Origin of the sequence: Pararhizobium sp. DWP3-4 (assembly GCF_049898205.1) — a bacterium.
Taxonomy (GTDB): domain Bacteria; phylum Pseudomonadota; class Alphaproteobacteria; order Rhizobiales; family Rhizobiaceae; genus Pararhizobium.
In genome coordinates this window covers 353,094-378,438 of the sequence record NZ_JAFCXF010000001.1, presented here as the reverse complement: position 1 = coordinate 378,438, position 25,345 = coordinate 353,094, and the positions used below count along the sequence as shown (strand labels likewise).

Sequence of the window (25,345 nt, the reverse complement as noted above, 5' to 3'; positions counted from 1 at the left end):
TGGGGAAAGCCGACTATGGCACAGATCGCGTGGCGGGTGCGAGGGTTTTGCCACATGTCCGGCCCCGATGCACATTGACGGCACGCCCGCACCGCACGAAAACGGACAGCCGTCCGTCTTGCAAAGCAGCCTTTTGCCGGGCGGGACGGCCAACTCATCCTGCTTGCCTGCCGGTGCCTTGCTATTTCGCCGCCGGGCCCTTCACGCGTTCCGACAGCTCGCCAAAACCGTCGATGATCGCGTCCTGGTTTTCCAGCCGGGTCACTTCCAGCCGTACGTCCTGGAGATTGCGCAGGATCTGGCTGACGGTGTCGTCGTCGCCTTCTTCGGTTGCGTAGGCCCAGGATATCCTGGCTATCCCAAATTCGGATTGTCAGGCGGGCTGCACAGAAGCCGCCGGCTCACTCCGCACCCAGCTGAGCAACCTCCGGCGCCGCGCCATATTTTTCCTTCGTCCGCCGTTGATAGGCAATGAACGCGGCGGCCGGCAGTGCTTTTGAAAAAAGCCACCCTTGCCCGAAATCGACTCCGTGGGCTTTCAGATAACCGGCCTGCTCCTCCACCTCGATGCCTTCAGCGACAGTGTAGAGCCCGAGCGTCTTTGCCATGTCGATGATGTGCGGGGTGACGGAGCTGGTGGCCGTGTCCCTGCCGATCGTGTCGATGAAGGACTTGTCGATCTTCAGCGCGTCCATCGGCAGGCCCTGCAGATATTGCAGGCTGGAATAGCCGGTGCCGAAATCGTCGATGGCGACGGAATGCCCGCGTTCGCGGGCTTTCGTGAGCGTCACGCGCGCTGCGTCTATATCCATGAAGCCGCGCTCGGTCGCCTCCAGCCATATCTGCTCAGGCCGGATGCCGGTGTCGGCAAGTTTGGCCTCGAGAACGTCGAGAATGCGGCCGGATTTGATATCGGCGGCACATAGATTGACGGCGATATGCAGGGTGCGGTCTTGAACGAGGGTGCCGTTCAGATCCATAATGACTGCCTCGATGACCTGGTCGGTGATCGGCATGATGAGGCCGCTCTCTTCGGCAAGCGGGATGAAAAGATCGGGCCTGACAAGCGAACCGTCCGGCCTGCGCCAGCGCACCAGCGCTTCGGCACCGAAGCAGATGCCGGTTTTCAGCTCGACGATCGGCTGGTAGTGGACGATGAATTCGCGGTTGCGGACGGCGATCTCCAGGTCTGCCAGCGGCGAGAAACATTTCGCGACAGCCATATGACGATGCCGACGATGAAGGCCGCGATGAACGCGCCTAACGGCAAGAGGAGTATCTGCTCATTTCGCAGCTGAGAGGCGAGCAAGGATCGCGGCTCGGTAGCAACCGCAATCAGGCCGTCACCACGCACCGCAGCAAACAGGTCGCTGTCCGTCATCCCTTTACGGGGCTCATGGACAAGGGAGCGGACAAGCTTCGGATCAGGTGCGTTCACGGCGTTGAGCAGCGCGCCCTGCCCGTTTGCCAAGGCAATGGACATGCCCTCGTCAAGCAGAGTATCCATAAACCGCGACGGAGCGACAAGAACGTTGTGTGCGCCCTCATGCAGAGCCATCATCTGCTCGCCACCGCTGATAGCGGGCTGAATCCGGATCGTCACCTCCATACCGTCAGGCGTCACATAGTCGACATGCGGCTTGGGGATTTCGCCGACGGATCTGCCCCAGGACGTGCATTTGACCAGACCATCCTCCAAATAATCCATCTCTTCGACGGACATGGTGTTGAAGGTCAGGGCGCGCATACGCGCGATGTGAACGTCGGAACAGGGTATGAAGGATACCGCCGCCATGGCGTCGAGCGCGCCCTTCGCATCGGCGAACGTGTGCGTCGCCCGCAAAAGTGTCCCCCGGGAGAACTGCGCCAGACGATCCTGCCTGCTCTCAACCGCGATGACCCATGACATATAGGCCATCGCGACGATCGGGATCAGCGCGCCGAAAAGACCCAGAAAAACAGCAACCGCGATAATGCGGGAACGCCGCCTATCCATTTTTCACAAACCCCGCGATGAGCTCAGGGAGACTCATGCCAAGGTTGCATTAAAAATCTGTTTCGGCTTTTTGCGGCATTGTATTTATCCGGCAGCAATCCGGAATTTCCGACAGAAATCAAACGTTCGCACGCCCCTGCGGATGGGCGCCTGCAGGCCCAACGACGAAGACCAGACTTTTGCAATTGCCGGGCGCGATGGCACGAGGCTCGCAAACCCCTGCGCCGCCCGTCAGTTGAGGCGGAAAACGCCTGTGCCGGCCAAAGCTCTCCTACTTGCCCGCAGGGCCCTTCACGCGTCCGGACAGGACGCCAAAACCGTCAATGATCGCTTCCTGGTTTTCCAGCCGGGTCACTTCCAGCTGTACTTCCTGGAGATTGCGCAGGATCTGGCTGACGGTGTCGTCGTCGCCTTCTTCGGTTGCGTAGGCCAGTTCGCTTTCCAGTTCACGGCGCTGCCACAGCAGCGCCTTGGTGCGCTGGTGAAGGGCGAGTGCCTGCAGGTAGCCTTCGCGGGCATCTTCGGGCGCTGCGGCCGTGGTGGCGGTCCACAGGCGTGCAAAGCGGATCTGCTGGTCGAGCGATTTCAACAGCGTATCGAAACCTTCGGCCTCCAGCTGCTCGACGAGGATTTCGCGCGACAGGCGCGGGCCTTTGGCGGCGGCGGCGTTGAGCACCGACGACCAGAAGCGCTGCAAATCGCGATTGTCGTATTCGATCGCGGAAATCTCATCATATTCCTCAAACAGCAATTGCGGATGATTGACGATGGTCAGCGCCAGCACGCTTTCGCGCAAGGGCGGCAGCGCCTGATGGCCGCTGACCAGCGACGAGCGGGCAAGCCTATCGGAAATTCCAGAGCGTTCCGACATGCGTCCGCCCTGCTGTCCGCTGCGGCCCTGCCCTTGGCCGCCATTGCGGTTGGCGCCCTGGCGCTGGTTGCGGTCGAAATTGCGCTGGCCGTTCTGCTGGCGCGAGGCACCCTGAAAGAACTGGTTGAGCCGGTCGCGCACATCCTGGCCATAGTGGCGGCGGACGTTTTCATCTGATATCACCGAGACGACCTGTTTCAGGGTTGCTTCCAGCTGGGCGCGGCTTTCCGGCGTATCGAAGGACCCTGCCTGGGCCTCGCGCAGCCAGACCATTTCCGACAAAGACCGGGCCGATGCCATGACCTTGTCGAACGGCGCCCGGCCCTCGTTGCGGACGAGATCGTCGGGATCCTTGCCGTCCGGCAGCATGGCGAAGCGCACCGAGAAACCGGGTTTGAGATGCGGCAGGGCCAGATCGACGGCGCGGTTGGCGGCACGGATACCGGCGCTGTCCCCATCGAAGCAGAGCACCGGCTGCGCGGTGAGTTTCCACAACAGCGCCATCTGGTTTTCGGTGAGCGCGGTACCGAGCGGTGCCACGGCATTTTCGATGCCGGCCTGATGCAGCGCGATCACGTCCATATAGCCTTCGACGGCAATGATGGTCCCTGCGCCGTCGGCGCCACCCATCGCCTTGCGGGCGCGCGAAAAATTGTAAAGGACGTTGCCCTTGTGAAAGAGCTCGGTCTCGTTGGAATTGAGATATTTGGCCGGCGCATCCGGCGACATGGCGCGGCCGCCGAAGGCGATGACCTTTTCGCGCGACGACAAAATGGGAAACATGATGCGGTCGCGGAAGCGGTCGTAGGAGACCGGAATATCGGGGCCGTGGACAACCAGGCCGCAGGCTTCGATCTGGTCTTTCGGTATGCCCTTTCCGGCCAGAAACTCCTTCAGCGCATTGCGGCTTTCGGGCGCGTAACCGAGGCGGAACGTCTCGATGGTGCGGCCGGTCAGACCCCGGTCGCGCAGATAGGCGCGTGCCTTGGCGCCGTTTGCCGTCTGCAGCTGGTCCTGGAAAAACTGCGTCGCCACTTCCATGACGTCCTGCAGGCCGATGCGCTGGCGGTCGCGCTTCTCGGCCTCGACATCCGGCTGCGGCATAGCGACACCGGCGAGATCGGCGATCTGCTGCACGGCCTCGGGAAAGGCCATTCCGTCGAGATCGGTGAGGAAGCGGAAATGATCGCCGGAGACGCCGCAACCGAAGCAGTGATACCGGCCCTTGCGATCCTCGCAGTGAAAGCTCGGCGATTTCTCGCCATGGAACGGGCAGCAGGCCCAATAGTCGCCACGCGAGGCATTGGTCTTCTTGCGATCCCAGGTGACGCGTTTGCCGATCACGTCCGAAATGGGAACGCGGTCGCGGATCTCGTCAAGAAAGGAGTTGGAAAATCGCATGAATACCTCTGGGCTGGCTTCCATATAGGCGGCAAACCGCGCCCGCGCTACAGAGGGGATACGTCATACCCGCAATTCACAGGTTGACGGTTTCCGCAACTGTATATACAATCTGTATTGTTATCGTTGGGTCTGGCGAAGCCAGTGGGGCATTATGATGTTAGACCCGCAACCATTGACGTCTTTTGATTGGAATGACCAAAAGCGCCTCGACAATATCCGAAAGCATGGCATCGACTTTGAAGATGCCATTCTTGCTCTGCAAGCATCCAGGATCGAGTTTCAATCCATCAGAAACGGAGAAGTCCGGACGTTAGCGATTTGCCCAGACACCAACCGCATCATCACTGTCGTCTACACGATGCGAGCGGAAATCTGCAGAATCATCTCCGCCCGTCCGGCACACAAGAATGAGCAAAGAATCTATTACCAGAGTTTCCCTCGATGAAATCCTCGATAAGCGGGCACGCGGCGAAAAAAGCCTGACCGACTGGGCGCGCGTCGCAGCCCTGACCGACGAGGACATCATGGCGGCCATGCGGGACGATCCCGACTGGGCGGAATTCATGGATGTCGACTGGTCAAAAGCGACGATCGTCTACCCGACCCCGAAGAAAGCCGTTTCGATCCGGCTCGACGAGGATGTCATCGACTTCTTCAAGAAGAGCGGCAAGGGGTATCAGACCCGGATGAATGCGGTGCTGCGGCATTTCATGACCGAGCAGAAGAGCCGGAAGAACGGATAGCTTCAGGGCGCTGCGGAAAATCGGCGGCGCCGGCGCGGCCTTTCACGCGCAGGCCGCGCCGGACATCACGGTCAGATCAACCGTCAGGCAGCGGACAGCAGTTCCTTGAGCACGGACGAGGCCTTGGCGAAATCCATCTGCCCGGCATAACGCTCCTTCAACACCGCCATGACCTTGCCCATGTCCTTTACGCCGCTGGCGCCGGCTTCAGCGATCGCTGCGGCGACATTGGCGCGCACGTCGGCTTCGCTCAGCTGCTTGGGCATGAAATCCTGAATGACGACGATTTCGGCGCGTTCCTTGGCGGCGAGTTCCGGGCGGGCATTGTCTTCGTAGATCTTTGCCGATTCGTCGCGCTGCTTGACCATCTTGGCCATCAGCTGCAGGATTTCGTCGTCCGTGGCGTCACCCTTGCCGGTGCCGCGGTTGGCGATATCGCGGGTCTTGATCTCGGCCTGAATGAGACGGACGGTGGAAAGCCGAAGGGCATCCTTGGCTTTCATCGCATCCTTGAGGGCGGCAGCGAGTTGATCGCGCATGATTGTCTTACTCCTGTTTGATGGCGCTTCATAAACCAGCCGGACAGACCGGGGCAAACAAATTGCGTGAATCCGCGGTAAAAGCCGCAGGAAAAGCCCGATCCCGCCGTCTTCAAGATTGACCTTGCCGGGCGCTGCAGGTATTGACCGTCACCTGCACCAACATCGTGACCAGGCCTGACAGCGCGCGCCCATCGCCCGCATCTGCCCGCCTGCAAACCATAACGGCCGGCCGGCGTTCCATTGGAACGTCCGCGACGCGCCGCCTGAACGGGATGAAGACAATGACCGCGACAGCCCCCTGGACCACCGCAAAACCAACCGCCCTGCTCGTTCTGGCCGACGGCACCGTCATCGAAGGCAAGGGCATAGGCGCCACCGGCAAGGTGCAGGCCGAAGTGGTCTTCAACACCTCCCTCACCGGCTACCAGGAGATCATGACCGATCCGTCCTATCTCGGCCAGATCGTCACCTTCACCTTCCCGCATATCGGCAATATCGGCGCCAATGACGAAGACATCGAAGACCTGACGCCGGCAGCACGCCACGGCGCGGTCGGCGTCATCTTCAAGGCCGACATTACCGACCCTTCCAGCTACCGCGCCGCAAGAGATCTCGACACTTGGCTGAAGGCACGCGGCATCATCGGCATGTGCGGCATCGACACCCGCGCGCTGACCGCCTGGATCCGCGAGAACGGCGCGCCGAACGCGGTGATCGCCCATGACCCGAACGGCGTTTTCGACATCGACACCCTGAAGGCGGAAGCCAAGGCCTGGAGCGGCCTTGAAGGTCTCGATCTCGCCAAGGTCGCCTCTTCCGGCCAGACCTCGCGCTGGAGCGAAAAGCCCTGGGTGTGGAACGAAGGCTATGACGAACTGGCGGACGCCGACACGACGTATCATGTCGTGGCGCTCGACTACGGCGTCAAGCGCAACATCCTGCGCCTGTTCACCGGGCTCGGCTGCAAGGTCACCGTCATGCCGGCAACGACGTCGGCCGAAGATGTGCTTGCCCAGAAGCCGGACGGCATCTTCCTGTCGAACGGCCCGGGCGACCCGGCGGCAACCGGCGAGTATGCGGTTCCGGTGATCCAGGAACTGATCAAGAGCGATATCCCGCTGTTCGGCATCTGCCTTGGCCACCAGATGCTCGGCCTGGCACTCGGCGCCACCACCGAGAAGATGCACCAGGGTCATCACGGCGCCAATCATCCGGTCAAGGACCACACGACGGGCAAGGTCGAGATCGTCTCGATGAACCACGGCTTCGCGGTGGATTCGAAGTCCTTGCCGGAAGGCGTTGAAGAGACTCACATTTCGCTGTTCGACGGCACCAATTGCGGCCTGCGCCTGACCGGCAAGCCGGTGTTCTCGGTCCAGCATCACCCGGAAGCCTCGCCCGGCCCGCAGGACAGCCACTATCTCTTCCGCCGCTTCATCAATCTGGTGCGCGAAAAGAAGGGCGAACCGGCGCTGGCCGAACGCTGATATTATACCCTGGTAAAACGCTGAAAGCCCTGGTCTCTCAAAGGAGTACCGGGGCTTTTGCATTCAGCCCTTGACGGCGTTTAACCGTTGAAGACCACGGAAAGCTTGTTGCCGGCCGGATCGCGCAGATAAGCAGAATACCAGTCCGGACCATATTGCGGACGGGCGCCCGGAGCACCTTCGCCAGTGCCGCCATTGGCCAACGCCGCGTGGTAGAAGGCCTCGACCTCATCATGCGACTTCACCATGAAGCCGACCATAGTGCCGTTGCCGGGTGTCGCCGGTTCCTTGTTGAACGGTTCGCAGACCCAGAGCAGGAAACCTTCGCCCGTCCCGCCCAGAGTATAGCCGTGCCAGCCCGGATATTTTACATGCGCGCTCCAGCCGATCGTCGCAAGCACCGCATCGTAGAAGCGCACCGACGCGGCATGATCCAATGTTCCAACAGTTGCATAAGCGGTCATTTTTTACCCTCCATTGATCGCCGTAAACTAAGCAGAAAAACAGAACAAATAAAGAACAAAATGACGTGGCGCAGATGCAATCGGCCGACCGGTTGGATCTTAAGCCTCAGTGCCCCTGCGCGGACTTTACCTCGGCCCAGGCATCGCGGGTCAGCCGGAAGCACATCCAGTTGAGCGGAGAACCGGAAATATCCAGCACCGCATCATAGGCATGCACCGCGCCGAGTTTGGCAGTCGCCTTTTGCGATCGGATGTTTGTCGGGTCGATATGGAACCAGACATCGTCGACGCTCAGGAAGGCATGGTCGAGCATCAGGCGCTTGATCTCGAAATTGGTTGCCCCACCCCAATAGGCATTGTTGAGGAAGGTAAAACCGATCGAGACGGCCTGCGGCTGGTCCGGCGCCACGTAATAGCGCGAGCAGCCGATCAGTTTCCCGGTAGCCCGGTCGATGAAGACCAGCGTGCTCTTGCTCGCCATCTGGGCATCGAAATACTGGCGGAAGACCTCCGGCTTGTAGCGTTCCCTGGCCGGATGCCCGGCCCAAACGGCCGGATCGCTGCCGGCCGCATAGAGCCCGTCGAAATCCTCGGGCTTCAAGGGACGCAGAAGAAGCGTTTCTCCCCTCAATTCCAGCTGAAAGTTCAAAGCGTTTTCCGGCATGGAGCGGGTCATAAAACCGTTCCGGGTGGCAAGGCCAAAAGCTTCCGCTCCCGTTTCAGGAAGATGAAGAAGCGCCAGGTGAGCGAGACGCTGGCGGCGGCAAGGCCGAGCACGAAACCGTACCAGACGCCGACACCGCCGAATCCGAAGTGGAAGGCGAGCAGATAGGCGGCGACAAAGCCGATCGCCCAATAGGAGACTAGCGCCAGAAGCATAGGCACGGTGGTGTCCTTCAGGCCGCGCAGCATGCCGGCGGCCAGCGCCTGCACGCCATCGACCAGCTGGAACGCACCGGCAATGACGATCAGCGGACCGGCAAAGGCCAGGACCTGGGCCGCATCCGGCCGGTTGATATCCAGATACATCGCCGCCAGTTCATGCGAAAACACCGCGAAAACGACGCTGCCGATCAGCGCGAAGCCGCAGCCGACGACGAAAACGGCGATTGCCGCCCGCTTGATGCCCTCGGCATCCCGGCGGCCGTGGGCAAGACCGATGCGCACGGTCGCGACCTGCGCCAGCCCGAGCGGCACCATGAAGGCGACGGAAGCGAACTGCAGCGCAATGCCATGGGCGGCAAGCTCGACGGTGCCGATCATGCCCATCAACAGCGAGGCGACGGTGAATAGGCTGACTTCGGCAAGGATGGTGACGGCGATCGGCAGGCCGAGCTTGACGACGTCCTTGAGCACCGGCCAATCGGGCCGCCAGAAACGCACGAAAATCTCGTAGGAACGGGTCTGCGGCTGCGCCTGGATATAGATATAGAGCAGCACGAAGCTCAGCGTATTGACAATGAGCGCCGAAATACCGGCACCGACGATGCCGAGCGCCGGGGCGCCGAAATGACCGTAGATGAAGATGTAGCAAAGGACGGCATTGGTCAGCAGCACGATGATCGTCACGTAGAGGATGATGCCGGCGCGCTCCAGAGAGCTCAAGAAACCGCGCAGAACCATGAACAGCAGCGCCGGGAACATGCCCCAGAGCGCGATGTGCAGATAGCTTCCGGCAAGGGCTGCGACTTCCGGCTTCTGCCCCAGCAACAACAGCACGTGCTCGGCCTGCCACAGCACCGGCGCCATGACGACGCCGTAGCCGAGCACCGCCCACATGCCCATACGCACGGCACGGCGCACGGCGACGCGGTCGCCCCGGCCTTCGGCCTGCGCCACGATCGGCACGACGGCATTGGCAAAGCCCGACCCGAAAATGAAGATGGTGAAGAACATCTGGGCTGCCAGTACCATCGCCGCAAGCTCGGTCGTGCCGAGACGGCCGACCATCAGCACGTCGGTGGCATGAATGGCGAACTGCGCCAGCTGGGCGCCGACAAAGGGCACGCCAAGCGCGATGGTGGCGCGATAATGCGCCGACCAGGAATTATCGGTGCGGACGCCCGTATCGACTGGGGGTGAAGTCAGCATGGTGAGGATAGGCCTTTGGCTTCGTCACAACCGGTATGGGCCGCAAGACGGAAGATTGGGAAATAGAACAACCGCTTGAAAAGCACCAGCCAGAACGGCGAAAGTGCTTATTTTTTCATCCAAACATCACAAGATTTGATCGTTTTCCAAGCGCCGGCAACAAGGACCGGTTCAGGACGCCTGCACTACGCCGGCGTCGGTTTCCGCTGCCGGGGCTATCGGGCGAACCTTCAGAAGATAGATGGTCACCGCCAGCACGACGAAAACGGCGCCGAGAAGATAGGGCGCGCCGGCAAACGTGATGGGTGCCGATGGCGCGGTGAAGATGCTGAAGATCTGTGCGAACATCAGCGGACCGAGGATCGTCGTGAAGCTGGAAATGCTCGACAAGGCGCCCTGCAACTCGCCCTGCGCCGACGGTGGTACCCTGGCCGAGGCTATGCTGCGCAGGGGCGGATCGGCCAGCGCTTCGAGGCAGGTGACGATGATGACGGCATAGATCATCCAGCCCTGAAAGGCGAAGGCATAACCGGCAAGGCCCAGCCCGGTGAAAATCAGCCCGACCGCGCCTGCCTTCCATTCGCCCAGAAGCGGAATGGCTTTTGGCAGGATAAAACCCATGACGAGCGCACCGCAGATCCCGAAGATACCGAGCGACAGGCCGATCTGCCCCTCGCTCCACTCGTAGCGATAGGAGGCGACGAACGACCAGACCGCGGGATAGACCGCATGCGCCTGCCAGAACAGGAAGAAGACGAGCAGCACCCAGCCGATGCCGGGATAATTGCGCATCTGCTTTATCGCTCCGAGCGGATTGGCGCGCTTCCATTCGAAACGGCGGCGGTTATGGCTTTCCAGCGTTTCGGGCAGCAGAAACCAGGCCAGTACAAAATTGACGAAGGACAGGGCGGCGGCCCCATAGAAGGGAATGCGCGGGCCGAATTCGCCGAGCAGCCCACCAAGGACCGGACCGAGCGCGAAGCCTGTGCCGAAAGCGATGCCGATCAGCCCAAAATTCTTCGCACGATTGGTGTCATCGCTGACATCGGCGATATAGGCGGCGGCGGTGGAAAAGCTGGCACCGCTGATACCGGCCAGGACCCGGCCGACGAACAGCATCCAATAGGTTGCCGCAAGCGCGCAGATCAGATTGTCGAGCGCAAAGGTCAGAACGGAGGCGAGCAGGATCGGCCGGCGGCCGAAACGGTCCGACAGATTGCCGATCAACGGCGCGAAGAGGAACTGCATGCCCGAATAGACCAGCAGCAGCCAGCCGCCATCCACAGCCGCTTCGCTGATCGTATCGCCGGTCAGTTCCTTCAGATAGGCAGGCAGCACCGGTACGATGATGGCGATGCCCATGATATCGAGGAACAGGATGAGGAAAACCAAGAAAAGGCCGCGCCGCGCTGACTTCGGATCGATCATCGAACAACCTCACTGGCATCCGGCGGCACTGCGGATACAGAACGCGAACATGACTGGCAATTCGTCTGTATCGGAAAATTTTCACGGAAACAATACGTGAACATTTCAAAGTTCGTGATGATTGCCTCGGGAACATTGATGACCCGGGCAGGCTCACACCGCGACCGGTTCTTCAGACAGGAGACAAACGACTTACCCGACCAGCGCGGTGCTCAGCATCCGCCAGCGGGAAAAGGCTGATCGTTCGGGGCTAATCGCTTGCTAACAAACACGAAGCCCTGGGTCACATGGGAAGCTCTTCCACACGCGGCGCCTACCGCACGTAAACGATCTTGCCACCATTGAACGCCGTCTGGATGCCGACGACGTTGCGCAGCTGGACGCGTTTGTTTTGCAGGAACCCGCGCAAATAGGCATCGGACCGGATTTCGTTCTGGGCTTTCGCGATGGTCTGTGGAGAGGGGTAGCGATAGGCCCGGGGCACCTGCTGCGTCTGGTCGTCGTCATCGACCTCATCCTTGATGATAATGACGGTGATGCTGACCGTTCCGGAACGCGCGTCCCGGGCGCTGGCGACACTGCCAAGCGACATGGTCCCGATCAGGACGGCAAACGCGAGCATGATGAGTTTGCGCATTGTTTCTTCCTCAAAAAGGCCGGTGCCCGTTTGGTGCAAGCGCCAGGCGGTTACATATCGGTGACGCAACGAATAACGGGCGGGGCCATGCGATAGTTTCACCCGTGCCAAGCTGTTTGATGCAACCGGACGCCGTTGGCATCCCGATCACTTCACATAGACGATCTTGCCGCCGTTGAAGGCGGTCTGGACGCCGTTGACATTGCGCGCCGGAATGCCCCGCCGCTGCAGGGCGGCGCGGATGTTGGGCGTGTTGCGGATTTCCTCCTGCCCCTTGGCATAGGTCTGCGCCGACGGATAGCGATATGTTCGCGGCACCTGCTGAAAGTCGTCCGGGCCGATATAATCGCGGATGATGATCACCGTGACCCGCGGATTGGTATTGGCGGCCTGGCGGGCCGTCTGCGCATGGGCGGTTCCCGTCGCCAGCCCGGCGCCAAGCGGAGCCAGAAGGGCTGCGGCGAGAACAAACATGACGATCTTCTTCACTGTCTTTCTCCTTCAGGAAACACCGTTGCAACGTCTTCGCCGCAACATGCTGATGTCATCTGGCATAAATGATCTTGCTGCCATCCAGCGCCGTTTGAATGGCAAGGACGTTGTGCGGCCGGATATTGCGGCGCTCCAGAGAGGCCTTGATGACCGGATTGGCGGCAATCTCCGCCTGCGCCCGCTCCCGCGTCTCCGCCGACGGATCGCGGTATATGACCGGTGCGCGATCACCGCCGCGATCGCCGGACTTGATCATGATGACGGCTATGCCGGGTTCCATGGGATGACCGAACAGAATGGTGCCGACCGTTTCGGCCGCAGATGCAGGCGGCACGGCCGATAGGGCGAGCGCTGCTGCCGCAAATGTCAGGGGGATGATCTTTCGCATGCTTGTTCTCCTTCACTGGCCGTCCGGCAGATCCGGCTTTTCGCCAGCTTCCGTCCCGATAGGAGAGATATAGGTTGTCCCATTCCTTTTGCGAACGGCGGCATCAAGACGGACGAACTTTTTCGCGCCGGTCATGAAGCAGCGGCGCGTCCGCAAGCGAACGCGCCGCCGTCTGCTCAGATATTGCTGTTAAACGTATCGCAGGCAGACAGCTTGCCGCTGTCGAAGCCGCGCTTGAACCAGGTCGCGCGCTGCGCCGAGGTGCCGTGGTTGAAGCTTTCGGGCACGACATAGCCCTGGGTGCGCTTCTGCAGCGTATCGTCGCCGATCTGTGTGGCGGCGTTCAGCGCCTCTTCAAGGTCGCCCTTCTCCAGAATGCCTTTCTGCTCGGTATACTTGCCCCAGATGCCGGCAAAGCAATCCGCCTGCAGTTCCACCCGGATCGACATCTGGTTGGAATCGGCTTCGCTCATGCGCTGGCGCTGTGCATTCACCTTCGGCAAAATGCCGAGCAGGTTCTGGACGTGGTGGCCAACCTCGTGCGCAATGACATAGGCCTCGGCGAAATCGCCGGACGCGCCGAATTTCTGGGCCAGTTCATCGAAGAAGGCCATGTCGAGATAGACCTTCTGGTCGCCCGGGCAATAGAACGGGCCGCTGGCGGACGAAGCCGAGCCGCAGGCCGAATTGATGCCGTCGCGGAAAAGCACCAGCTTCGGCTCGACATAGGTTTCACCGCTCGCCTGGAAGATGCCGTTCCAAGTATCTTCGGTCTCGGCCAGCACGGTGGAGACGAACGCCTTGGTTTCCTCCTCCTGCGCCGTGCCCTGTGGCGACTGCGACGGTGACTGGGTCTGCTCGTAGCCGGACGGCCCCGTCGACTGGCCGCCATCGAGCACCTGCAAGAGATCGATGCCGACCATCTTGAGGCCGAAATATATTACGACGAGGAAGATGATCGTGCCGATGCTCATGCCGCCGCCGCGACCACCGCCGCCGGTGGGAAGACGGAACCCGCCGCCCCGGCCGAACGGATTGCCGCCCATACCGCCCCGCACCGGACCTGCTCCGCGCTCGTCCTCGACATTGCCCGATTGGCGCCGGCCCTTCCATTCCATGATTTGGTCTCCCCGTCTTAGCCGCTGCGGCTATCAAGCATTTCAAGACCATATAACGCGCCAGACGCGATTTTGTACAAGACCCAAATGACAAAGTTTTTCAGTCGCTAAAATTCAGGCCGGCCGTTGGCAGCCGGTGACGGGGCGTGCCACAATGGCCCTCATTGTTTTGGGAGGAACGAGCCTATGAAAGCCATGCGTCTGGAATCGATCGGCAATCTGTTCGTGCGCGAGATCGAGACGCCGGTTTCCGGGCCTGACGACCTGCTGGTACGCGTCGAGGCCTGCGGCATCTGCGGCACCGACCGCCACCTCCTGCACGGCGAGTTTCCCTCGACGCCGCCCGTCACCCTCGGCCACGAATTCTGCGGCATCGTCGAGGCTGTGGGCACGGACGTGAAAGGCTTCAAACTGGGTGCCCGCATCACCGGCGACCCGAATATTTCCTGCGGCCGCTGCCCGCAATGCCAGGCTGGCCGGATCAATCTCTGCCGCAACCTGAAGGCCATCGGCATCAGCCGCGATGGCGGCTTTGCCGATTATGTCATCGTGCCGCAGAAGCAGGCCTTCGAGATCCCGCTCGACATGCCCGCAGCGCACGGCGCCTTCTGCGAACCGCTGGCCTGCTGCCTGCACGGCATCGACATCGCCCGGATCAAGGCTGGCTCCTCCGTCGTCGTGCTCGGTGGCGGCGTCATCGGCCTGCTGACGGTGCAACGGGCACGGCTGGCCGGTGCAACCACGGTCATTCTCTCCACCCGGCAGGAATCCAAACGAAAACTGGCCGAGGAACTGGGGGCGACCGCCAGCGTCGATCCATCCAGCGGCGACATTCTTGCGCAGATCGCCGGACCGGACGGACTCGTTCCGGGCGGTGCCGATGTGGTGATCGAATGCGCCGGCGTCGCCGAAACGGTCGAGCAATCGACGCGGCTTGCCAAGGCCGGCGGCACCGTCGTCATTCTCGGCGTGATGGCGCAGGGCGAGACCGTTCGGATCGAGCCGTTCGACATTCTCTTTCGAGAGCTGCGCGTGCTCGGCTCCTTCATCAATCCCTTCACCCACCGCCGCGCCGCCGATCTGGTCGCCTCCGGCGTGATCAATGTGGAAAAGCTGATCTCTCGGACAATCACGCTTTCGGAAGCACCGGAGGTGATCCGCAATCCACCGGCCGCTGGAGAGGTCAAGGTGCTGGTGATGGCAACAGCCGGTTAAGGCCTGAGGGACGATAGGCCCGTCTGACTGCGACAGTTCGCCCTGTTGGGCCGGATTTCGAAAAACCGGGCTGCGAACCGTGTTACAATTGCCGATGGGCAATCGATGTCCGGAAGGAATTTATCCGATGATCTTGAAAGAGATGACCAGCGACGACTGCGTTGACGTCCTCTCGCGGGGCCACATTGCCCATCTTGCCTGCGCCAAGGACAATCGCCCGTACGTGGTGCCGATCCAGTACGCATTCGAATCGCCGAGCCTCTACGGCTTTTCGATGCCGGGGCAGAAAATCGACTGGTTGCGGGCCAACCCGCTGGTCTGCATTCAGGTAGGCGAAATCAAGGACAACGAGGCTTGGCGAAGCGTCGTCGTCGAGGGACGATATGAGGAATTCCCGGACGACGAGCAATGGCACAACGAGCGGCTTCACGCCTGGTCGCTGCTGGAAAAGCGCAGCAATTGGTGGGAGCCCGGCTCCTGGAAGCCTGGCGCGGCTGCAGCCGAGGCGAGACACACCACGCCGGTTTTCTTTGCCATTCATATCGACAGCGTCACCGGCCGGCAGTCCGTCGCCGGCGGGAACTGACCCGGACGAAGGCGCCCGCTCCAAGCTGCCGGCGCCAGGCGCGTGATGTGCACGGAGCGCGAGAGAAAAACAGCGAGCCGCTGTCGGCCAGCCGGATTTGGGTGTAAACTGCACGAATGAGCCAAACCCAGCCCCTGTTTGCGGCGCTGCGCCAATCGGCAAAGCCGGATATCGTCGATGCCATCGAGCGGCTCGTCCATGACGCGCCGGACCGCCAGCTCGGCCGGGTGAACGCGCTGGCATTCGCCTCACGGGAGGGATTTGACGAGGAACAGGCGATCAACGGGTTCCTGCACGCCTCGCGGCTCGGACTGTTCGAGATGTCGTGGAACGTCCTTTGTCCCGGATGTGGTGGCGTGTTGGATGCCAACACCTCGCTGAAGACGGTGCAGAGCGACGAATATATCTGTGCGCTCTGTGCCGCCGGTTATGAACCGACGCTGGACGAAATGGTCGAAGTGACCTTCACGGTCAATCCGCGCGTGCGCCATATCGAAGCCCATAATCCCCACGAACTGCCGCCGCTGGAATATTTCCGCCAGATCTACTGGGGCTCGGGGATCGACCTGCCCGAGGACGATTACGAGACAAAGGTCGATGAGTTCATTCTCGAAGCGCTTGAGCTGCCATCAGGCGAAAAGGCCGTCATCTCGCTGCAATTGCCGGAAGGCTTCGTGATGGTCTTCGAACCCGTGACACATGCGGCGCAATTCCTCGACGTGAAAGGCGAGCCGACCAAGGAGCGAACCAGCCTTTCGCTGGTTTTCGACCGCGGATTCCAGCACCGCGAAACGCTGGAGCTACGGCCCGGCCCCGTGCGGATCATGGTGGAAAATCATACCGGAGTTCGCACGTTGCCGTCTGTATGCCTGGCAAACGATGCGCTCCACGATCTGCTCGGGCGCCGCCGCCCGTTCCTGACCGCCAAACGCCTGCTCACCAACCAGACGTTCCGCGACATCTACCGAACCGACACGATCGATGTCGATCAGCGGCTGAAGATCACCAGCCTCACCTTTCTCTTCACCGATCTGCGTGGCTCGACCGAGCTTTACGAACGCGTCGGCGATCTGGCAGCATTCGATCTGGTGAAGACCCATTTCAGCATTCTGAACGAGATCGTCGGAGCCGAGGCCGGTGCCATCGTGAAAACGATCGGCGATGCCGTAATGGCCACCTTCCCGACCCCGGACCGGGCCGTGGCCGCTGCGATGCAAATGCGCGATGCGATGCGCACACTGAACGAAGAGCACGGCAACGAGGATCTGCTCTTGAAGATCGGCATTCATGAGGGACCGTGCATTGCGGTGAGCCTGAACGAGCGGCAGGACTATTTCGGCCAGACCGTGAACATCGCCTCGCGGGTGCAGCATCTCGCCACGTCCCGCGAAATCTTCGCTACGGGCTCCGTCCTTCAGGATTCCCGCGCCTTGCACCTGCTGACACAGCGCGGTGTGACACCGACATCGCACAACGTCGCTCTTCGCGGCATTACCGACCAGATCGACATTTTTACGATTCCGTGAGCCATTCGCCTGCCGGCTTGCGAACTCGCGGCGAAACGAACGTTTAGACTGCCGGTATGGCAGGTAAAACCGCGAACTTTCCTGTCGATTCCCGCATTTTCGGGGTTTCGCTTGGCGCCACATTTCCCTATAAGCCGCTTCTAGCCTGAAAAGACCAAGCCTGCGCGCCCCGACCGGTGATCTCCCACCCTGGCCGGTTTTTTGCGCAGCCGGAAAAAGCGGATAGAGACCATGCCAAAGCGCCAAGACATCAAATCGATCCTCATCATCGGTGCGGGGCCGATCGTCATTGGACAGGCCTGCGAGTTCGACTATTCCGGCACACAGGCCTGCAAGGCGCTGCGAGAGGAAGGTTACCGGGTCATTCTGGTCAACTCCAATCCGGCCACCATCATGACCGACCCGGACATGGCGGATGCGACCTATGTCGAGCCGATCACCCCGGAAGTCGTCGCCAAGATCATTGCCAAGGAACGCCCCGACGCGCTTCTACCGACCATGGGCGGCCAGACGGCGCTGAACACGGCATTGTCCCTGAAGCGCATGGGCGTTCTCGACCGCTACAATGTCGAGATGATCGGCGCCAAGCCCGAAGCCATCGACATGGCCGAAGACCGCGCGCTGTTTCGCGAAGCGATGTCGCGCATCGGGCTGGAAACTCCAAAATCGCTGCTGGCCAATGCCACCGAGATCAAGGATGTCGATCGCAAGCTGCACGTCACTGAGCGCGACAAGCTGAAGGCGCAGCTTTCCGGCGCCGCCCTCGACAAGGCGCTCGACGATCTGGAAAACACCTGGAACCTCGGCGAGACCGACCGCAAACAGCGCTACATGAGCCATGCCATGGCGATCGGTGCGCAGGCGCTTGACACCATTGGTTTGCCGGCAATCATCCGACCGTCCTTCACCATGGGCGGCACCGGCGGCGGCATTGCCTATAACCGCTCGGAATTCTTCGAGATCATCGGCTCCGGCCTCGACGCCTCGCCGACCACCGAAGTGCTGATCGAAGAATCGGTGCTCGGCTGGAAGGAATACGAGATGGAAGTGGTCCGCGACACGGCGGACAACTGCATCATCATCTGCTCGATCGAGAACATCGACCCGATGGGCGTGCACACTGGCGATTCAATCACGGTTGCCCCTGCCCTGACGCTGACCGACAAAGAATACCAGATCATGCGCAACGCCTCGATCGCGGTCCTGCGCGAGATCGGCGTCGAAACCGGCGGCTCGAACGTGCAGTTCGCCGTCAACCCGAAGGACGGCCGCTTGGTCGTCATCGAGATGAACCCGCGCGTGTCGCGCTCGTCTGCTCTCGCGTCGAAGGCCACCGGCTTCCCGATCGCCAAGATCGCCGCCAAGCTCGCGGTCGGTTACACGCTCGACGAACTCGACAACGACATTACCGGCGGTGCGACGCCTGCCTCGTTCGAACCGTCGATCGACTATGTCGTCACCAAGATCCCGCGCTTTGCCTTTGAAAAATTCCCCGGCGCCGGCACGACGCTGACGACCGCGATGAAGTCGGTCGGCGAAGTCATGGCGATTGGCCGCACCTTTGCCGAATCGCTGCAGAAGGCGCTGCGCGGTCTCGAAACCGGCCTCACCGGTCTCGACGAAATCGAAATCCCCGGCCTCGAAGACACCGGCGACAACCACAATGCCATCCGCGCCGCCATCGGCACGCCGACGCCGGACCGGCTGCGCATGGTTGCCCAGGCGCTGCGCATGGGCATGTCGGAAGCCGACGTGCATGACGGCTCGAAGATCGATCCCTGGTTCATTGCCCAGTTCAAGGCGATCGTCGACATGGAAGCCCGCGTGCGCGAGCACGGCCTGCCGGATGACGCTGAAAACCTGCGCATGCTGAAGGCCATGGGCTTTTCCGACGCACGCCTCGCGACGCTCTCCAAGAGCCGCCCGAAGGAAGTCGCCGAGCTGCGCAACCGGCTGAACGTTCGCCCGGTCTACAAGCGCATCGATACCTGCGCTGCCGAATTCGCCTCGCCGACCGCCTACATGTACTCGACCTACGAGACGCCGTTTGATGGGCAAGCACGCTCGGAAGCGCAGATTTCCGACCGCAAGAAGGTCGTCATCCTCGGCGGCGGTCCGAACCGCATCGGCCAGGGCATCGAGTTCGACTATTGCTGCTGCCATGCCGCCTTCGCGCTGAAGGATGCCGGCTACGAAGCGATCATGATCAACTGCAACCCGGAAACAGTATCGACCGACTACGACACGTCGGACCGGCTGTATTTCGAGCCGCTGACGGCCGAAGACGTGATCGAAATCCTGCGGGCCGAGCAGGAAAACGGCGTGCTGCACGGCGTCATCGTCCAGTTCGGCGGCCAGACGCCGCTGAAGCTTGCCGAAGCGCTGGAAAAGAACGGCATCCCGATCCTCGGCACAGCACCGGACATGATCGATCTGGCCGAGGACCGCGACCGCTTCCAGAAGCTTCTGATGAAGCTCGACCTCAACCAGCCGAACAACGGCATCGCTTATTCGGTCGAACAGGCCCGCCTCGTGGCCTCGGAAATCGGCTTCCCGCTGGTCGTGCGCCCGTCCTATGTTCTGGGTGGCCGCGCCATGCAGATCATCCATTCGGAATCGATGCTGCAGACCTATCTGCTCGACACCGTTCCGGGCCTCGTGCCGGAAGACATCAAGCAGCGTTACCCGAACGACAAGACCGGCCAGATCAACACCCTGCTCGGCAAGAACCCGCTTCTGTTCGACAGCTACCTGACCAATGCCGTCGAGGTCGATGTCGATGCACTCTCCGATGGCGAGACGGTGTTCGTCTCCGGTATCATGGAGCATATCGAGGAAGCCGGCATTCACTCCGGCGACAGTGCCTGCTCGCTGCCGGTTTACACGCTGTCCGACGAGATCGTCGATGAACTGGAACGCCAGACCAAGGCGATGGCCAAGGCCTTGAAGGTCGGCGGCCTGATGAACGTGCAGTTCGCCATCAAGGACGGCACGATCTACGTGCTCGAAGTCAATCCGCGCGCTTCGCGCACGGTGCCGTTCGTGGCAAAAACCATCGGCGCGCCGATCGCCAAGATCGCCGCCCGCATCATGGCCGGCGAAAAGCTCGACGACGCGATTGCCGCCTATGGCAAGAAGCCGGATCCGCGCAAGCTGAACCATATCGCCGTCAAGGAAGCCGTGTTCCCGTTCGCTCGCTTCCCCGGCGTCGATATCCTGCTGGGCCCGGAAATGCGCTCGACCGGCGAAGTCATCGGCCTCGACACCGATTTCGCGCTGGCCTTCGCCAAAGCCCAGCTCGGCGCCGGCGTCGATCTGCCGCGCGAAGGCACGGTGTTCGTGTCGGTGCGCGACGAGGACAAGGAACGCGTCCTGCCCGCCATCCGTCATTTGACCGAAATCGGTTTCAAGGTGCTGGCGACCGGCGGCACGGCCCGCTTCCTCGGCGAAAACGGCATCACCGCCACCAAGATCAACAAGGTCCAGGAAGGCCGGCCGCATATCGAGGACGCCATCCGCAACCGCCAGGTCCATCTCGTCATCAACACGACGGACAGTAACAAGGCGATCTCGGATTCGAAGTCGCTGCGCCGCGCGACGCTGATGCAGAAGGTGCCGTATTACACCACGATGGCGGGTGCCGAAGCGGCTGCCCGGGCGATCAAGGCCCTGAAGGCCGGAAGCCTGGAAGTGCGCACGCTGCAGAGCTATTTCCAGGATTGATAAACGTGAGCGGCGCCCGAAAGGGCGCCGCTTCTCTTTTACCCGATCTCAAACCGTCTGCTGACTGCGCGCCAGCCCGGCCGTCCGCATCGCGAAGAAAACCGACACGGCGGCGATGACGCAGCCGCTGCCGAAGACCAGCAGCATGGCGTGGCGCATGGTTTCAGCGGACGCAGCCGCGCCAAAACCCATGACATTGGCCACAAGACCGAAGACCGCAGCGCCGATCGCGTAGCCGGCCGATTGCAGGGTCGGCAGCATGGCCGATGTGCGGTCGCGTTCGTTGTCGGTGGAGACGTCCATCATCAGCTGGCTAAGCGTTCCCCAGGAGATGCCGAACCCGGCGCCGATCATCGCCTGTCCCGGCAGCACGAGCCAGAGCATGTCTGTGGCGATGGCGATCACCACCGCGCCAAGCCCGATCAGCAGCAGCACCGGGCCAAGCAGCATGATCCGGTTGCGCAATGCCAGTGACCGCAGGCTGGCGACGCCGATGGCAGACAGGCTCCAGGATATCGCCATGACGGCGCTGAGCGCACCGGCTGCAGTCGGCCCGAGGTGCCAGAGATGCTGCAGGCTGTAGACGAGGAAGACCGAGCCCGCCGCCTGCGCCAGCGGCATCAAAAGGATCACCCACAATCCCGTGCCGAGCGCCTTGCGGACGGTAAAGGCTGCCCTTGGTAGGACCGGATTGGGCGAGCGCCGGTCGAGGTGAACGACGGTGACCAGAACCACCGCCGCGCCGGTTAGCAGGGCAGCCATCGGCAGGGTGCCACCGGCAATACCGGACAGCGAAATCATCAGGATGCCTGCCCCGGCCGCAATCAGGCGCGCGAAAGGAATGCTTGACGCCTGCTCCGAGCCGGAGACGCCACGCGGGACGATGGCGAGAACGAGGATGATGAAAATCGCCGCAGCCGGAATGCTGACGAAGAAGGCGGCGCGCCAGGAGAAATGCTCGGTCAATCCACCCGCAACCAGCGGTCCGGAAAACGCCGCCATGGCCCAGACAATTGCTTCGGCGCCAAACACTTTCGGCACAAGACGCGAGGGGAAAAGCTCGGGGATCAACGCATAGCACAGCGCTGCAACCACGCCCTCGCCCGCTCCCTGCAGCAGCCGTCCGGCCAAGACTTGGGACATATCGGTGGCGAAGGTCGCAAGGATAGTGCCGGCGATGAAGACGACGGCGGCGGCAAGCAGCGTGTTCCTGGCGCCGAACCGCTGCTTCAGATTGGCAGAGACAAGGCCGCCGATGATCGCAAACACCAGATAGAGGGTGAAGGCCCAGGACAGAAGGGACGCGCCGCCGAGCTCCTCGACGGCCGTCGGCAAGGCCGTGGAGATGAAGAACTCGTTGAAGGCGAACAGGGCGACGCCGAGGCAGAGCGTTATCGTCGATACGAGATAACGCGGCCGCATCAGCTCGCCCCATCCTCCGGCAAGTTCCGCGGGTATGCCGCTCGCCGGCTCTTCGGTGTAGGGTATATTGTCAGTCGTCATGCTTCCGTCTCCAGTCAGAAAGCGTGACTGTTACAACCTCAAGCGCTGTTGAGGTAAAGCCCTATTTTTCGATCGCCAGCGATTTTTCACGCCGTCAGGCGATCTCTGTCACCTGGCTTGACGACGCCCTGAAAAGATCACGGCCAATACTGCGCGCGGTCTCCAGATGCACCGAAACCTCTGCGGCCTCCGATCCGAGCAGGAGTTCGGATGCCACCACCGGTGCGCCACAATAGTCAAAAATACCGTGGTCGATCTGGGTCTTCATGGCGGCGTCGTAACCACGTCGCGCATAGGTTCTCGCGTCGGCACCACCGATACCCACGAGATGCACATTCAGGTGACCCAGCTTCTTGACAATTTTGCCGCCCTGGCTGTCGTCATAGGCCCAGCCGTTGGAAAAGACCCGATCGATCCATCCCTTGAGAAGCCCCGGCATCGACCACCAGTAGACGGGATACACAAGCGCAAGAGCATCGGCCCGATCGATCCGTGCCTGTTCGGCGGCAACATCTGACGGAATAGGCGCCCCCCGGCGGTGAGCAGCGAGATCGGCTAGCTTGAAACCGGGATCAAAACCTTCGGCCGAAAGATCGGCGATTTCGAAGGAATGCGCTTCACCTGGCTGGGCTATCCCCCCGGCGAGATGCCGTGCGACGCTATGGGTGAGTGAACCCTGATCGGGATGGGCGACAACGATGAGTGCGTGCATGTCGAAAACTCCTGCTTGGCCATTGCGGATGAGAGCCGCAGCTTATATACTTTTAGTAAGTTACTTTTAGTATATAGCGATGTCAAGCATGGAACACACCGATCAAATCCCCTCCACCCGCCGCCGCCTGTCGCGCGAGGAACGGCTTCGGCAACTGCTGGATGTCGCATGGCGGGTGGTCCGCACGGAGGGGACGGAGGCGCTGACGCTTGGCTACCTTGCCGAGCAGGCGGGCGTGACGAAGCCCGTGGTTTACGACCATTTTAACACGCGGCCGGGACTGCTGGCGATGCTCTACCGCGAATACGACACGCGCCAGACGGCGCTGATGGACAAGGCGCTTGAGGACAGCGAGCCGACCCTTGCCGGCAAGGCAGGGGTGATTGCTTCCTCCTATATCGAATGCGTGCTTCGGCAGGGCCGTGAAATTCCCGGCGTCAGCGCAGCTTTGGCCGGCTCGCCGGAACTGGAAAAGATCAAGCGGGACTATGAGACGGCTTTCACACAAAAATGCCGGACGGCACTCGCTCCCTTTGCCGGTGCCGGCACGATCGCGTCAGCCGGTCTCTGGGGAATGCTCGGGGCCGCCGAAGCCCTGTCCTATGCCGCCGTGACCGGCGACATCACCGCCGGTCAGGCCGAGGGAGAACTTTACCAGATCATCCTGTCGATGGTTGGCCGCAACAGCAAACCATAGCCTGCGTCGCTCAATATCCGCCGATGATCGGCAGCACTTCGCCGGTGATGTAGCTGGAGCATTGCGGCGATGCCAGGAAAACGTAGGCCGGGGCAATTTCTTCCGGCTGCGCGGGACGCTTCATCGGCGTATCGGCACCGAAGGTGGCGACATCGTCTGCCTCCTTGTCGGAAGGATTGAGCGGCGTCCACACGGGGCCGGGGGCCACGGCGTTGACGCGGATGCCTTTATCGATGAGCTGGCCGGACAGTGCCTTGGTAAAGGCATGAATGCCACCCTTGGTCATTGAGTAATCGACCAGCTGCTTGCTGCCCTGAATGCCGGTCACCGACCCGGTATTGACGATCGCACTGCCCTCTTTCATGTGCGGCACAGCCGCCTGCGCCATGAAGAAATAGCCGTAGAGATTGGTCTTCAGCGTCTCATCGAAATGCTCTTCCGTTAGGTCAAGCAGATCAGCGGTGTGAACCTGGAAAGCCGCGTTGTTGACGAGGATATCGAGCTTTCCAAAAACTTCGACGACTGCCGCAACCGCCTTTTGGCAGAAAGCCCGGTCTTTTACGTCCCCGGAAAAGGTCATGGCTTTGCGCCCTTCCGCCTCGATCGCCTTGACCGTATCGTCGGCATCCTTGCCTTCGGCTAGGTGAAGGATCGCCACGTCGGCCCCTTCGCGGGCAAACAGCACCGCCACCGCACGGCCGATGCCGCTGTCGCCGCCGGTGATCAATGCCACCTTGCCTTCGAGTTTGCCGGAGCCCTTGTAATAGGGCGCTTCATAAAGCGGTGCGGGTTCGAGCTTGTGTTCGGCACCCGGCTTGGGTTGATGCTGTTTGGGAAACGGCGGCACCGGATAAACCCGCGCACCGGCTTGCATGGCTTTCGGCTTGGAAGGCTTATTCTCCTTGTTCCTGGCATCGGCATTGGCGACCTCGTCTTGGATATCGCGCTGCTTTTCCGCCGTGAGGGCGGCTGTATCGAGCCGTTCGGCCATGGTTTCTCTCCTTGGTTCTTCTATGACATCAGCGTTGGATTGGCCGTACCAACCAAAACGATGCCCTCGACGACACCACGCGGGCCGGCTGCCGCAATGCCCAGATGGTCCAGCATCTCGACAACGGCATAGAGCCGCTCGTTGCAAAAGGCGCTGGCGTCGCGGCTGGCATTGGCGTCGGTGGGGGATGCATCGATCTGGGTAACATCGGAGCCTGCTTCCCCCGCCGCGACGCGGGCGTCGGGCGCCGAGAATGCACGTACGATGATCTCACCCGGATTTTCGGCGCCGTCCCAAGTGGGGTCACCGGCCTTTGCAACGGGAACCAGCCGGTAAAGCTTCAGTCTGTCCTGTGGGCGACGGTTTTCCTGCTTCATCAAGTCTCGCTTTCCGGCGCGGTGGCGGTGCGCGCCTGTTCCTGACGTTCAACGGCCTGCACCCGCAAAAGCGCGGCGGCGACAATCGATTCGATCTCGTCGTCAGCGATCCGCTGGGTTGCAAAACTGCCGTTGGGCTCCACTCCTGGATCTTCCTCGTGATCGGAAACGGTTTCGGCATCGCGCCGCAAACGCTCCAGAAACGCCCTGCCCTCGACGCCGCCTGCGACAAATGCAGTCAGGGCGAGCAAGAGCTTTCGATGGGCATTGAGCCGCCCTTCAAGCTGTTCGGGTGATAGGTTCTGCATGGTCTCGTCCTCGTCTTGAGGAACCAACGGGCGCTGCCATGAATTG

The 25,345-nt window shown here is 61.4% G+C and carries 25 protein-coding genes; 8 read left to right on the top strand and 17 right to left on the bottom strand.

Annotated elements, in window-relative coordinates; genetic code table 11:
• Positions 1 to 401: 401 nt before the first annotated feature.
• From ACP7E6_RS01795 to dnaG, 3 genes are all read right to left on the bottom strand, one after another.
• Positions 402 to 1,223, bottom strand: coding sequence for an EAL domain-containing protein (locus ACP7E6_RS01795; protein ID WP_426227352.1), 822 nt, complete (start codon positions 1,221 to 1,223; stop codon positions 402 to 404).
• Positions 1,127 to 1,918, bottom strand: coding sequence for a CSS-motif domain-containing protein (locus ACP7E6_RS01790; RefSeq protein ID WP_426227350.1), 792 nt, complete (start codon positions 1,916 to 1,918; stop codon positions 1,127 to 1,129). Before ACP7E6_RS01790 ends, ACP7E6_RS01795 begins: the two co-directional genes overlap by 97 nt.
• Positions 1,919 to 2,267: 349 nt before the next feature.
• A complete protein-coding gene (dnaG, locus tag ACP7E6_RS01785; protein ID WP_426227349.1) occupies positions 2,268 to 4,268 on the bottom strand; it encodes a DNA primase in 2,001 nt (666 codons plus the stop codon).
• 154 nt (positions 4,269 to 4,422) lie between these two features.
• Here dnaG and ACP7E6_RS01780 point away from each other — a divergent pair, with 154 nt between their 5' ends.
• Together ACP7E6_RS01780 and ACP7E6_RS01775 are read left to right on the top strand one after the other, a co-directional pair.
• Entirely contained in the window at positions 4,423 to 4,716 is a 294-nt protein-coding gene (locus ACP7E6_RS01780; RefSeq protein ID WP_426227347.1) for a BrnT family toxin, read from the top strand.
• Positions 4,679 to 5,014, top strand: coding sequence for a BrnA antitoxin family protein (locus ACP7E6_RS01775; RefSeq protein WP_426227345.1), 336 nt, complete (start codon positions 4,679 to 4,681; stop codon positions 5,012 to 5,014). The genes ACP7E6_RS01780 and ACP7E6_RS01775 overlap by 38 nt, the downstream gene beginning before the upstream one ends.
• An 83-nt stretch (positions 5,015 to 5,097) precedes the next feature.
• Here the strand turns inward: ACP7E6_RS01775 and ACP7E6_RS01770 are convergent, their stop codons facing one another.
• Complete coding sequence (locus tag ACP7E6_RS01770) at positions 5,098 to 5,556, bottom strand: GatB/YqeY domain-containing protein (RefSeq protein ID WP_426228499.1); 459 nt, start codon at positions 5,554 to 5,556, stop codon at positions 5,098 to 5,100.
• A 281-nt stretch (positions 5,557 to 5,837) separates the two neighbouring features.
• On the opposite strand from ACP7E6_RS01770, the gene carA reads away from it, so the two are divergent.
• Positions 5,838 to 7,043, top strand: coding sequence for a glutamine-hydrolyzing carbamoyl-phosphate synthase small subunit (gene carA, locus ACP7E6_RS01765; protein ID WP_426227343.1), 1,206 nt, complete (start codon positions 5,838 to 5,840; stop codon positions 7,041 to 7,043).
• Positions 7,044 to 7,123: 80 nt separating this feature from the next.
• Here the strand turns inward: carA and ACP7E6_RS01760 are convergent, their stop codons facing one another.
• From ACP7E6_RS01760 to ypfJ, 8 genes are all read right to left on the bottom strand, one after another.
• A complete protein-coding gene (locus ACP7E6_RS01760; RefSeq protein WP_426227341.1) occupies positions 7,124 to 7,507 on the bottom strand; it encodes a VOC family protein in 384 nt (127 codons plus the stop codon).
• A 106-nt stretch (positions 7,508 to 7,613) separates the two neighbouring features.
• Complete coding sequence (locus ACP7E6_RS01755) at positions 7,614 to 8,183, bottom strand: GNAT family N-acetyltransferase (protein ID WP_426227339.1); 570 nt, start codon at positions 8,181 to 8,183, stop codon at positions 7,614 to 7,616.
• Entirely contained in the window at positions 8,180 to 9,598 is a 1,419-nt protein-coding gene (locus ACP7E6_RS01750; protein WP_426227337.1) for an MATE family efflux transporter, read from the bottom strand. The genes ACP7E6_RS01755 and ACP7E6_RS01750 overlap by 4 nt, the downstream gene beginning before the upstream one ends.
• Positions 9,599 to 9,769: 171 nt before the next feature.
• Entirely contained in the window at positions 9,770 to 11,026 is a 1,257-nt protein-coding gene (locus tag ACP7E6_RS01745; protein ID WP_426227335.1) for a TCR/Tet family MFS transporter, read from the bottom strand.
• A gap of 313 nt (positions 11,027 to 11,339) precedes the next feature.
• The gene (locus ACP7E6_RS01740) at positions 11,340 to 11,663 is read right to left on the bottom strand and encodes a hypothetical protein (RefSeq protein WP_426227333.1); all 324 of its coding nucleotides are present in this window, start codon (positions 11,661 to 11,663) and stop codon (positions 11,340 to 11,342) included.
• Between the two features lie 147 nt (positions 11,664 to 11,810).
• Entirely contained in the window at positions 11,811 to 12,152 is a 342-nt protein-coding gene (locus tag ACP7E6_RS01735) for a hypothetical protein (protein ID WP_426227331.1), read from the bottom strand.
• Positions 12,153 to 12,207: 55 nt separating this feature from the next.
• Positions 12,208 to 12,543 carry a hypothetical protein gene (locus tag ACP7E6_RS01730; RefSeq protein ID WP_426227330.1) on the bottom strand — a complete coding sequence of 112 codons (336 nt, stop codon included), beginning with the start codon at positions 12,541 to 12,543 and terminating at the stop codon, positions 12,208 to 12,210.
• Positions 12,544 to 12,719: 176 nt separating this feature from the next.
• On the bottom strand, positions 12,720 to 13,661 hold the full coding sequence (ypfJ, locus tag ACP7E6_RS01725) for a KPN_02809 family neutral zinc metallopeptidase (protein ID WP_426227329.1): 942 nt from the start codon (positions 13,659 to 13,661) through the stop codon (positions 12,720 to 12,722).
• Positions 13,662 to 13,847: 186 nt separating this feature from the next.
• On the opposite strand from ypfJ, the gene ACP7E6_RS01720 reads away from it, so the two are divergent.
• The 4 genes from ACP7E6_RS01720 to carB all read left to right on the top strand — a co-directional run bounded on the left by ACP7E6_RS01720 (position 13,848) and on the right by carB (position 20,711).
• Positions 13,848 to 14,876: a zinc-dependent alcohol dehydrogenase family protein gene (locus tag ACP7E6_RS01720; RefSeq protein ID WP_426227328.1), complete on the top strand. Its 1,029-nt coding sequence runs from the start codon at positions 13,848 to 13,850 to the stop codon at positions 14,874 to 14,876.
• A gap of 127 nt (positions 14,877 to 15,003) precedes the next feature.
• Complete coding sequence (locus tag ACP7E6_RS01715; protein WP_426227326.1) at positions 15,004 to 15,462, top strand: pyridoxamine 5'-phosphate oxidase family protein; 459 nt, start codon at positions 15,004 to 15,006, stop codon at positions 15,460 to 15,462.
• Positions 15,463 to 15,578: 116 nt separating this feature from the next.
• The gene (locus ACP7E6_RS01710) at positions 15,579 to 16,988 is read left to right on the top strand and encodes an adenylate/guanylate cyclase domain-containing protein (protein WP_426227324.1); all 1,410 of its coding nucleotides are present in this window, start codon (positions 15,579 to 15,581) and stop codon (positions 16,986 to 16,988) included.
• A 231-nt stretch (positions 16,989 to 17,219) separates the two neighbouring features.
• The gene (gene carB, locus ACP7E6_RS01705) at positions 17,220 to 20,711 is read left to right on the top strand and encodes a carbamoyl-phosphate synthase large subunit (protein ID WP_426227322.1); all 3,492 of its coding nucleotides are present in this window, start codon (positions 17,220 to 17,222) and stop codon (positions 20,709 to 20,711) included.
• Between the two features lie 48 nt (positions 20,712 to 20,759).
• On the opposite strand, the gene ACP7E6_RS01700 is transcribed toward carB, so the two are convergent.
• Both ACP7E6_RS01700 and ACP7E6_RS01695 read right to left on the bottom strand, forming a co-directional pair.
• Complete coding sequence (locus ACP7E6_RS01700; protein ID WP_426227320.1) at positions 20,760 to 22,214, bottom strand: MFS transporter; 1,455 nt, start codon at positions 22,212 to 22,214, stop codon at positions 20,760 to 20,762.
• 94 nt (positions 22,215 to 22,308) lie between these two features.
• On the bottom strand, positions 22,309 to 22,926 hold the full coding sequence (locus tag ACP7E6_RS01695) for an NAD(P)H-dependent oxidoreductase (protein ID WP_426227319.1): 618 nt from the start codon (positions 22,924 to 22,926) through the stop codon (positions 22,309 to 22,311).
• Between the two features lie 79 nt (positions 22,927 to 23,005).
• Between ACP7E6_RS01695 and ACP7E6_RS01690 the strand changes: the two genes are divergently transcribed.
• A complete protein-coding gene (locus tag ACP7E6_RS01690; RefSeq protein ID WP_426227317.1) occupies positions 23,006 to 23,623 on the top strand; it encodes a TetR/AcrR family transcriptional regulator in 618 nt (205 codons plus the stop codon).
• A 10-nt stretch (positions 23,624 to 23,633) separates the two neighbouring features.
• Here the strand turns inward: ACP7E6_RS01690 and ACP7E6_RS01685 are convergent, their stop codons facing one another.
• From ACP7E6_RS01685 to ACP7E6_RS01675, 3 genes are read right to left on the bottom strand one after another with little or no spacing between them, the layout of a single operon-like run.
• Positions 23,634 to 24,614, bottom strand: coding sequence for an SDR family oxidoreductase (locus ACP7E6_RS01685; RefSeq protein ID WP_426227315.1), 981 nt, complete (start codon positions 24,612 to 24,614; stop codon positions 23,634 to 23,636).
• 20 nt (positions 24,615 to 24,634) lie between these two features.
• Positions 24,635 to 24,991, bottom strand: a complete 357-nt coding sequence (locus tag ACP7E6_RS01680; protein WP_426227314.1) for a hypothetical protein — start codon at positions 24,989 to 24,991, stop codon at positions 24,635 to 24,637.
• Complete coding sequence (locus ACP7E6_RS01675) at positions 24,991 to 25,299, bottom strand: hypothetical protein (protein ID WP_426227312.1); 309 nt, start codon at positions 25,297 to 25,299, stop codon at positions 24,991 to 24,993. Before ACP7E6_RS01675 ends, ACP7E6_RS01680 begins: the two co-directional genes overlap by 1 nt.
• Positions 25,300 to 25,345 lie beyond the last annotated feature (46 nt).

What these genes read in the sequence shown, in the direction of transcription:
- ACP7E6_RS01795 (WP_426227352.1), bottom strand. Translation starts at nt 1,223, where the DNA reads ATGGCTGTCGCGAAATGTTTCTCGCCGCTGGCAGACCTGGAGATCGCC.
- ACP7E6_RS01790 (WP_426227350.1), bottom strand. Translation starts at nt 1,918, where the DNA reads ATGGCCTATATGTCATGGGTCATCGCGGTTGAGAGCAGGCAGGATCGT.
- dnaG (WP_426227349.1), bottom strand. Translation starts at nt 4,268, where the DNA reads ATGCGATTTTCCAACTCCTTTCTTGACGAGATCCGCGACCGCGTTCCC.
- ACP7E6_RS01780 (WP_426227347.1), top strand. Translation starts at nt 4,423, where the DNA reads ATGATGTTAGACCCGCAACCATTGACGTCTTTTGATTGGAATGACCAA.
- ACP7E6_RS01775 (WP_426227345.1), top strand. Translation starts at nt 4,679, where the DNA reads ATGAGCAAAGAATCTATTACCAGAGTTTCCCTCGATGAAATCCTCGAT.
- carA (WP_426227343.1), top strand. Translation starts at nt 5,838, where the DNA reads ATGACCGCGACAGCCCCCTGGACCACCGCAAAACCAACCGCCCTGCTC.
- ACP7E6_RS01760 (WP_426227341.1), bottom strand. Translation starts at nt 7,507, where the DNA reads ATGACCGCTTATGCAACTGTTGGAACATTGGATCATGCCGCGTCGGTG.
- ACP7E6_RS01755 (WP_426227339.1), bottom strand. Translation starts at nt 8,183, where the DNA reads ATGACCCGCTCCATGCCGGAAAACGCTTTGAACTTTCAGCTGGAATTG.
- ACP7E6_RS01750 (WP_426227337.1), bottom strand. Translation starts at nt 9,598, where the DNA reads ATGCTGACTTCACCCCCAGTCGATACGGGCGTCCGCACCGATAATTCC.
- ACP7E6_RS01745 (WP_426227335.1), bottom strand. Translation starts at nt 11,026, where the DNA reads ATGATCGATCCGAAGTCAGCGCGGCGCGGCCTTTTCTTGGTTTTCCTC.
- ACP7E6_RS01740 (WP_426227333.1), bottom strand. Translation starts at nt 11,663, where the DNA reads ATGCGCAAACTCATCATGCTCGCGTTTGCCGTCCTGATCGGGACCATG.
- ACP7E6_RS01730 (WP_426227330.1), bottom strand. Translation starts at nt 12,543, where the DNA reads ATGCGAAAGATCATCCCCCTGACATTTGCGGCAGCAGCGCTCGCCCTA.
- ypfJ (WP_426227329.1), bottom strand. Translation starts at nt 13,661, where the DNA reads ATGGAATGGAAGGGCCGGCGCCAATCGGGCAATGTCGAGGACGAGCGC.
- ACP7E6_RS01720 (WP_426227328.1), top strand. Translation starts at nt 13,848, where the DNA reads ATGAAAGCCATGCGTCTGGAATCGATCGGCAATCTGTTCGTGCGCGAG.
- ACP7E6_RS01715 (WP_426227326.1), top strand. Translation starts at nt 15,004, where the DNA reads ATGATCTTGAAAGAGATGACCAGCGACGACTGCGTTGACGTCCTCTCG.
- ACP7E6_RS01710 (WP_426227324.1), top strand. Translation starts at nt 15,579, where the DNA reads ATGAGCCAAACCCAGCCCCTGTTTGCGGCGCTGCGCCAATCGGCAAAG.
- carB (WP_426227322.1), top strand. Translation starts at nt 17,220, where the DNA reads ATGCCAAAGCGCCAAGACATCAAATCGATCCTCATCATCGGTGCGGGG.
- ACP7E6_RS01700 (WP_426227320.1), bottom strand. Translation starts at nt 22,214, where the DNA reads ATGACGACTGACAATATACCCTACACCGAAGAGCCGGCGAGCGGCATA.
- ACP7E6_RS01695 (WP_426227319.1), bottom strand. Translation starts at nt 22,926, where the DNA reads ATGCACGCACTCATCGTTGTCGCCCATCCCGATCAGGGTTCACTCACC.
- ACP7E6_RS01690 (WP_426227317.1), top strand. Translation starts at nt 23,006, where the DNA reads ATGTCAAGCATGGAACACACCGATCAAATCCCCTCCACCCGCCGCCGC.
- ACP7E6_RS01685 (WP_426227315.1), bottom strand. Translation starts at nt 24,614, where the DNA reads ATGGCCGAACGGCTCGATACAGCCGCCCTCACGGCGGAAAAGCAGCGC.
- ACP7E6_RS01680 (WP_426227314.1), bottom strand. Translation starts at nt 24,991, where the DNA reads ATGAAGCAGGAAAACCGTCGCCCACAGGACAGACTGAAGCTTTACCGG.
- ACP7E6_RS01675 (WP_426227312.1), bottom strand. Translation starts at nt 25,299, where the DNA reads ATGCAGAACCTATCACCCGAACAGCTTGAAGGGCGGCTCAATGCCCAT.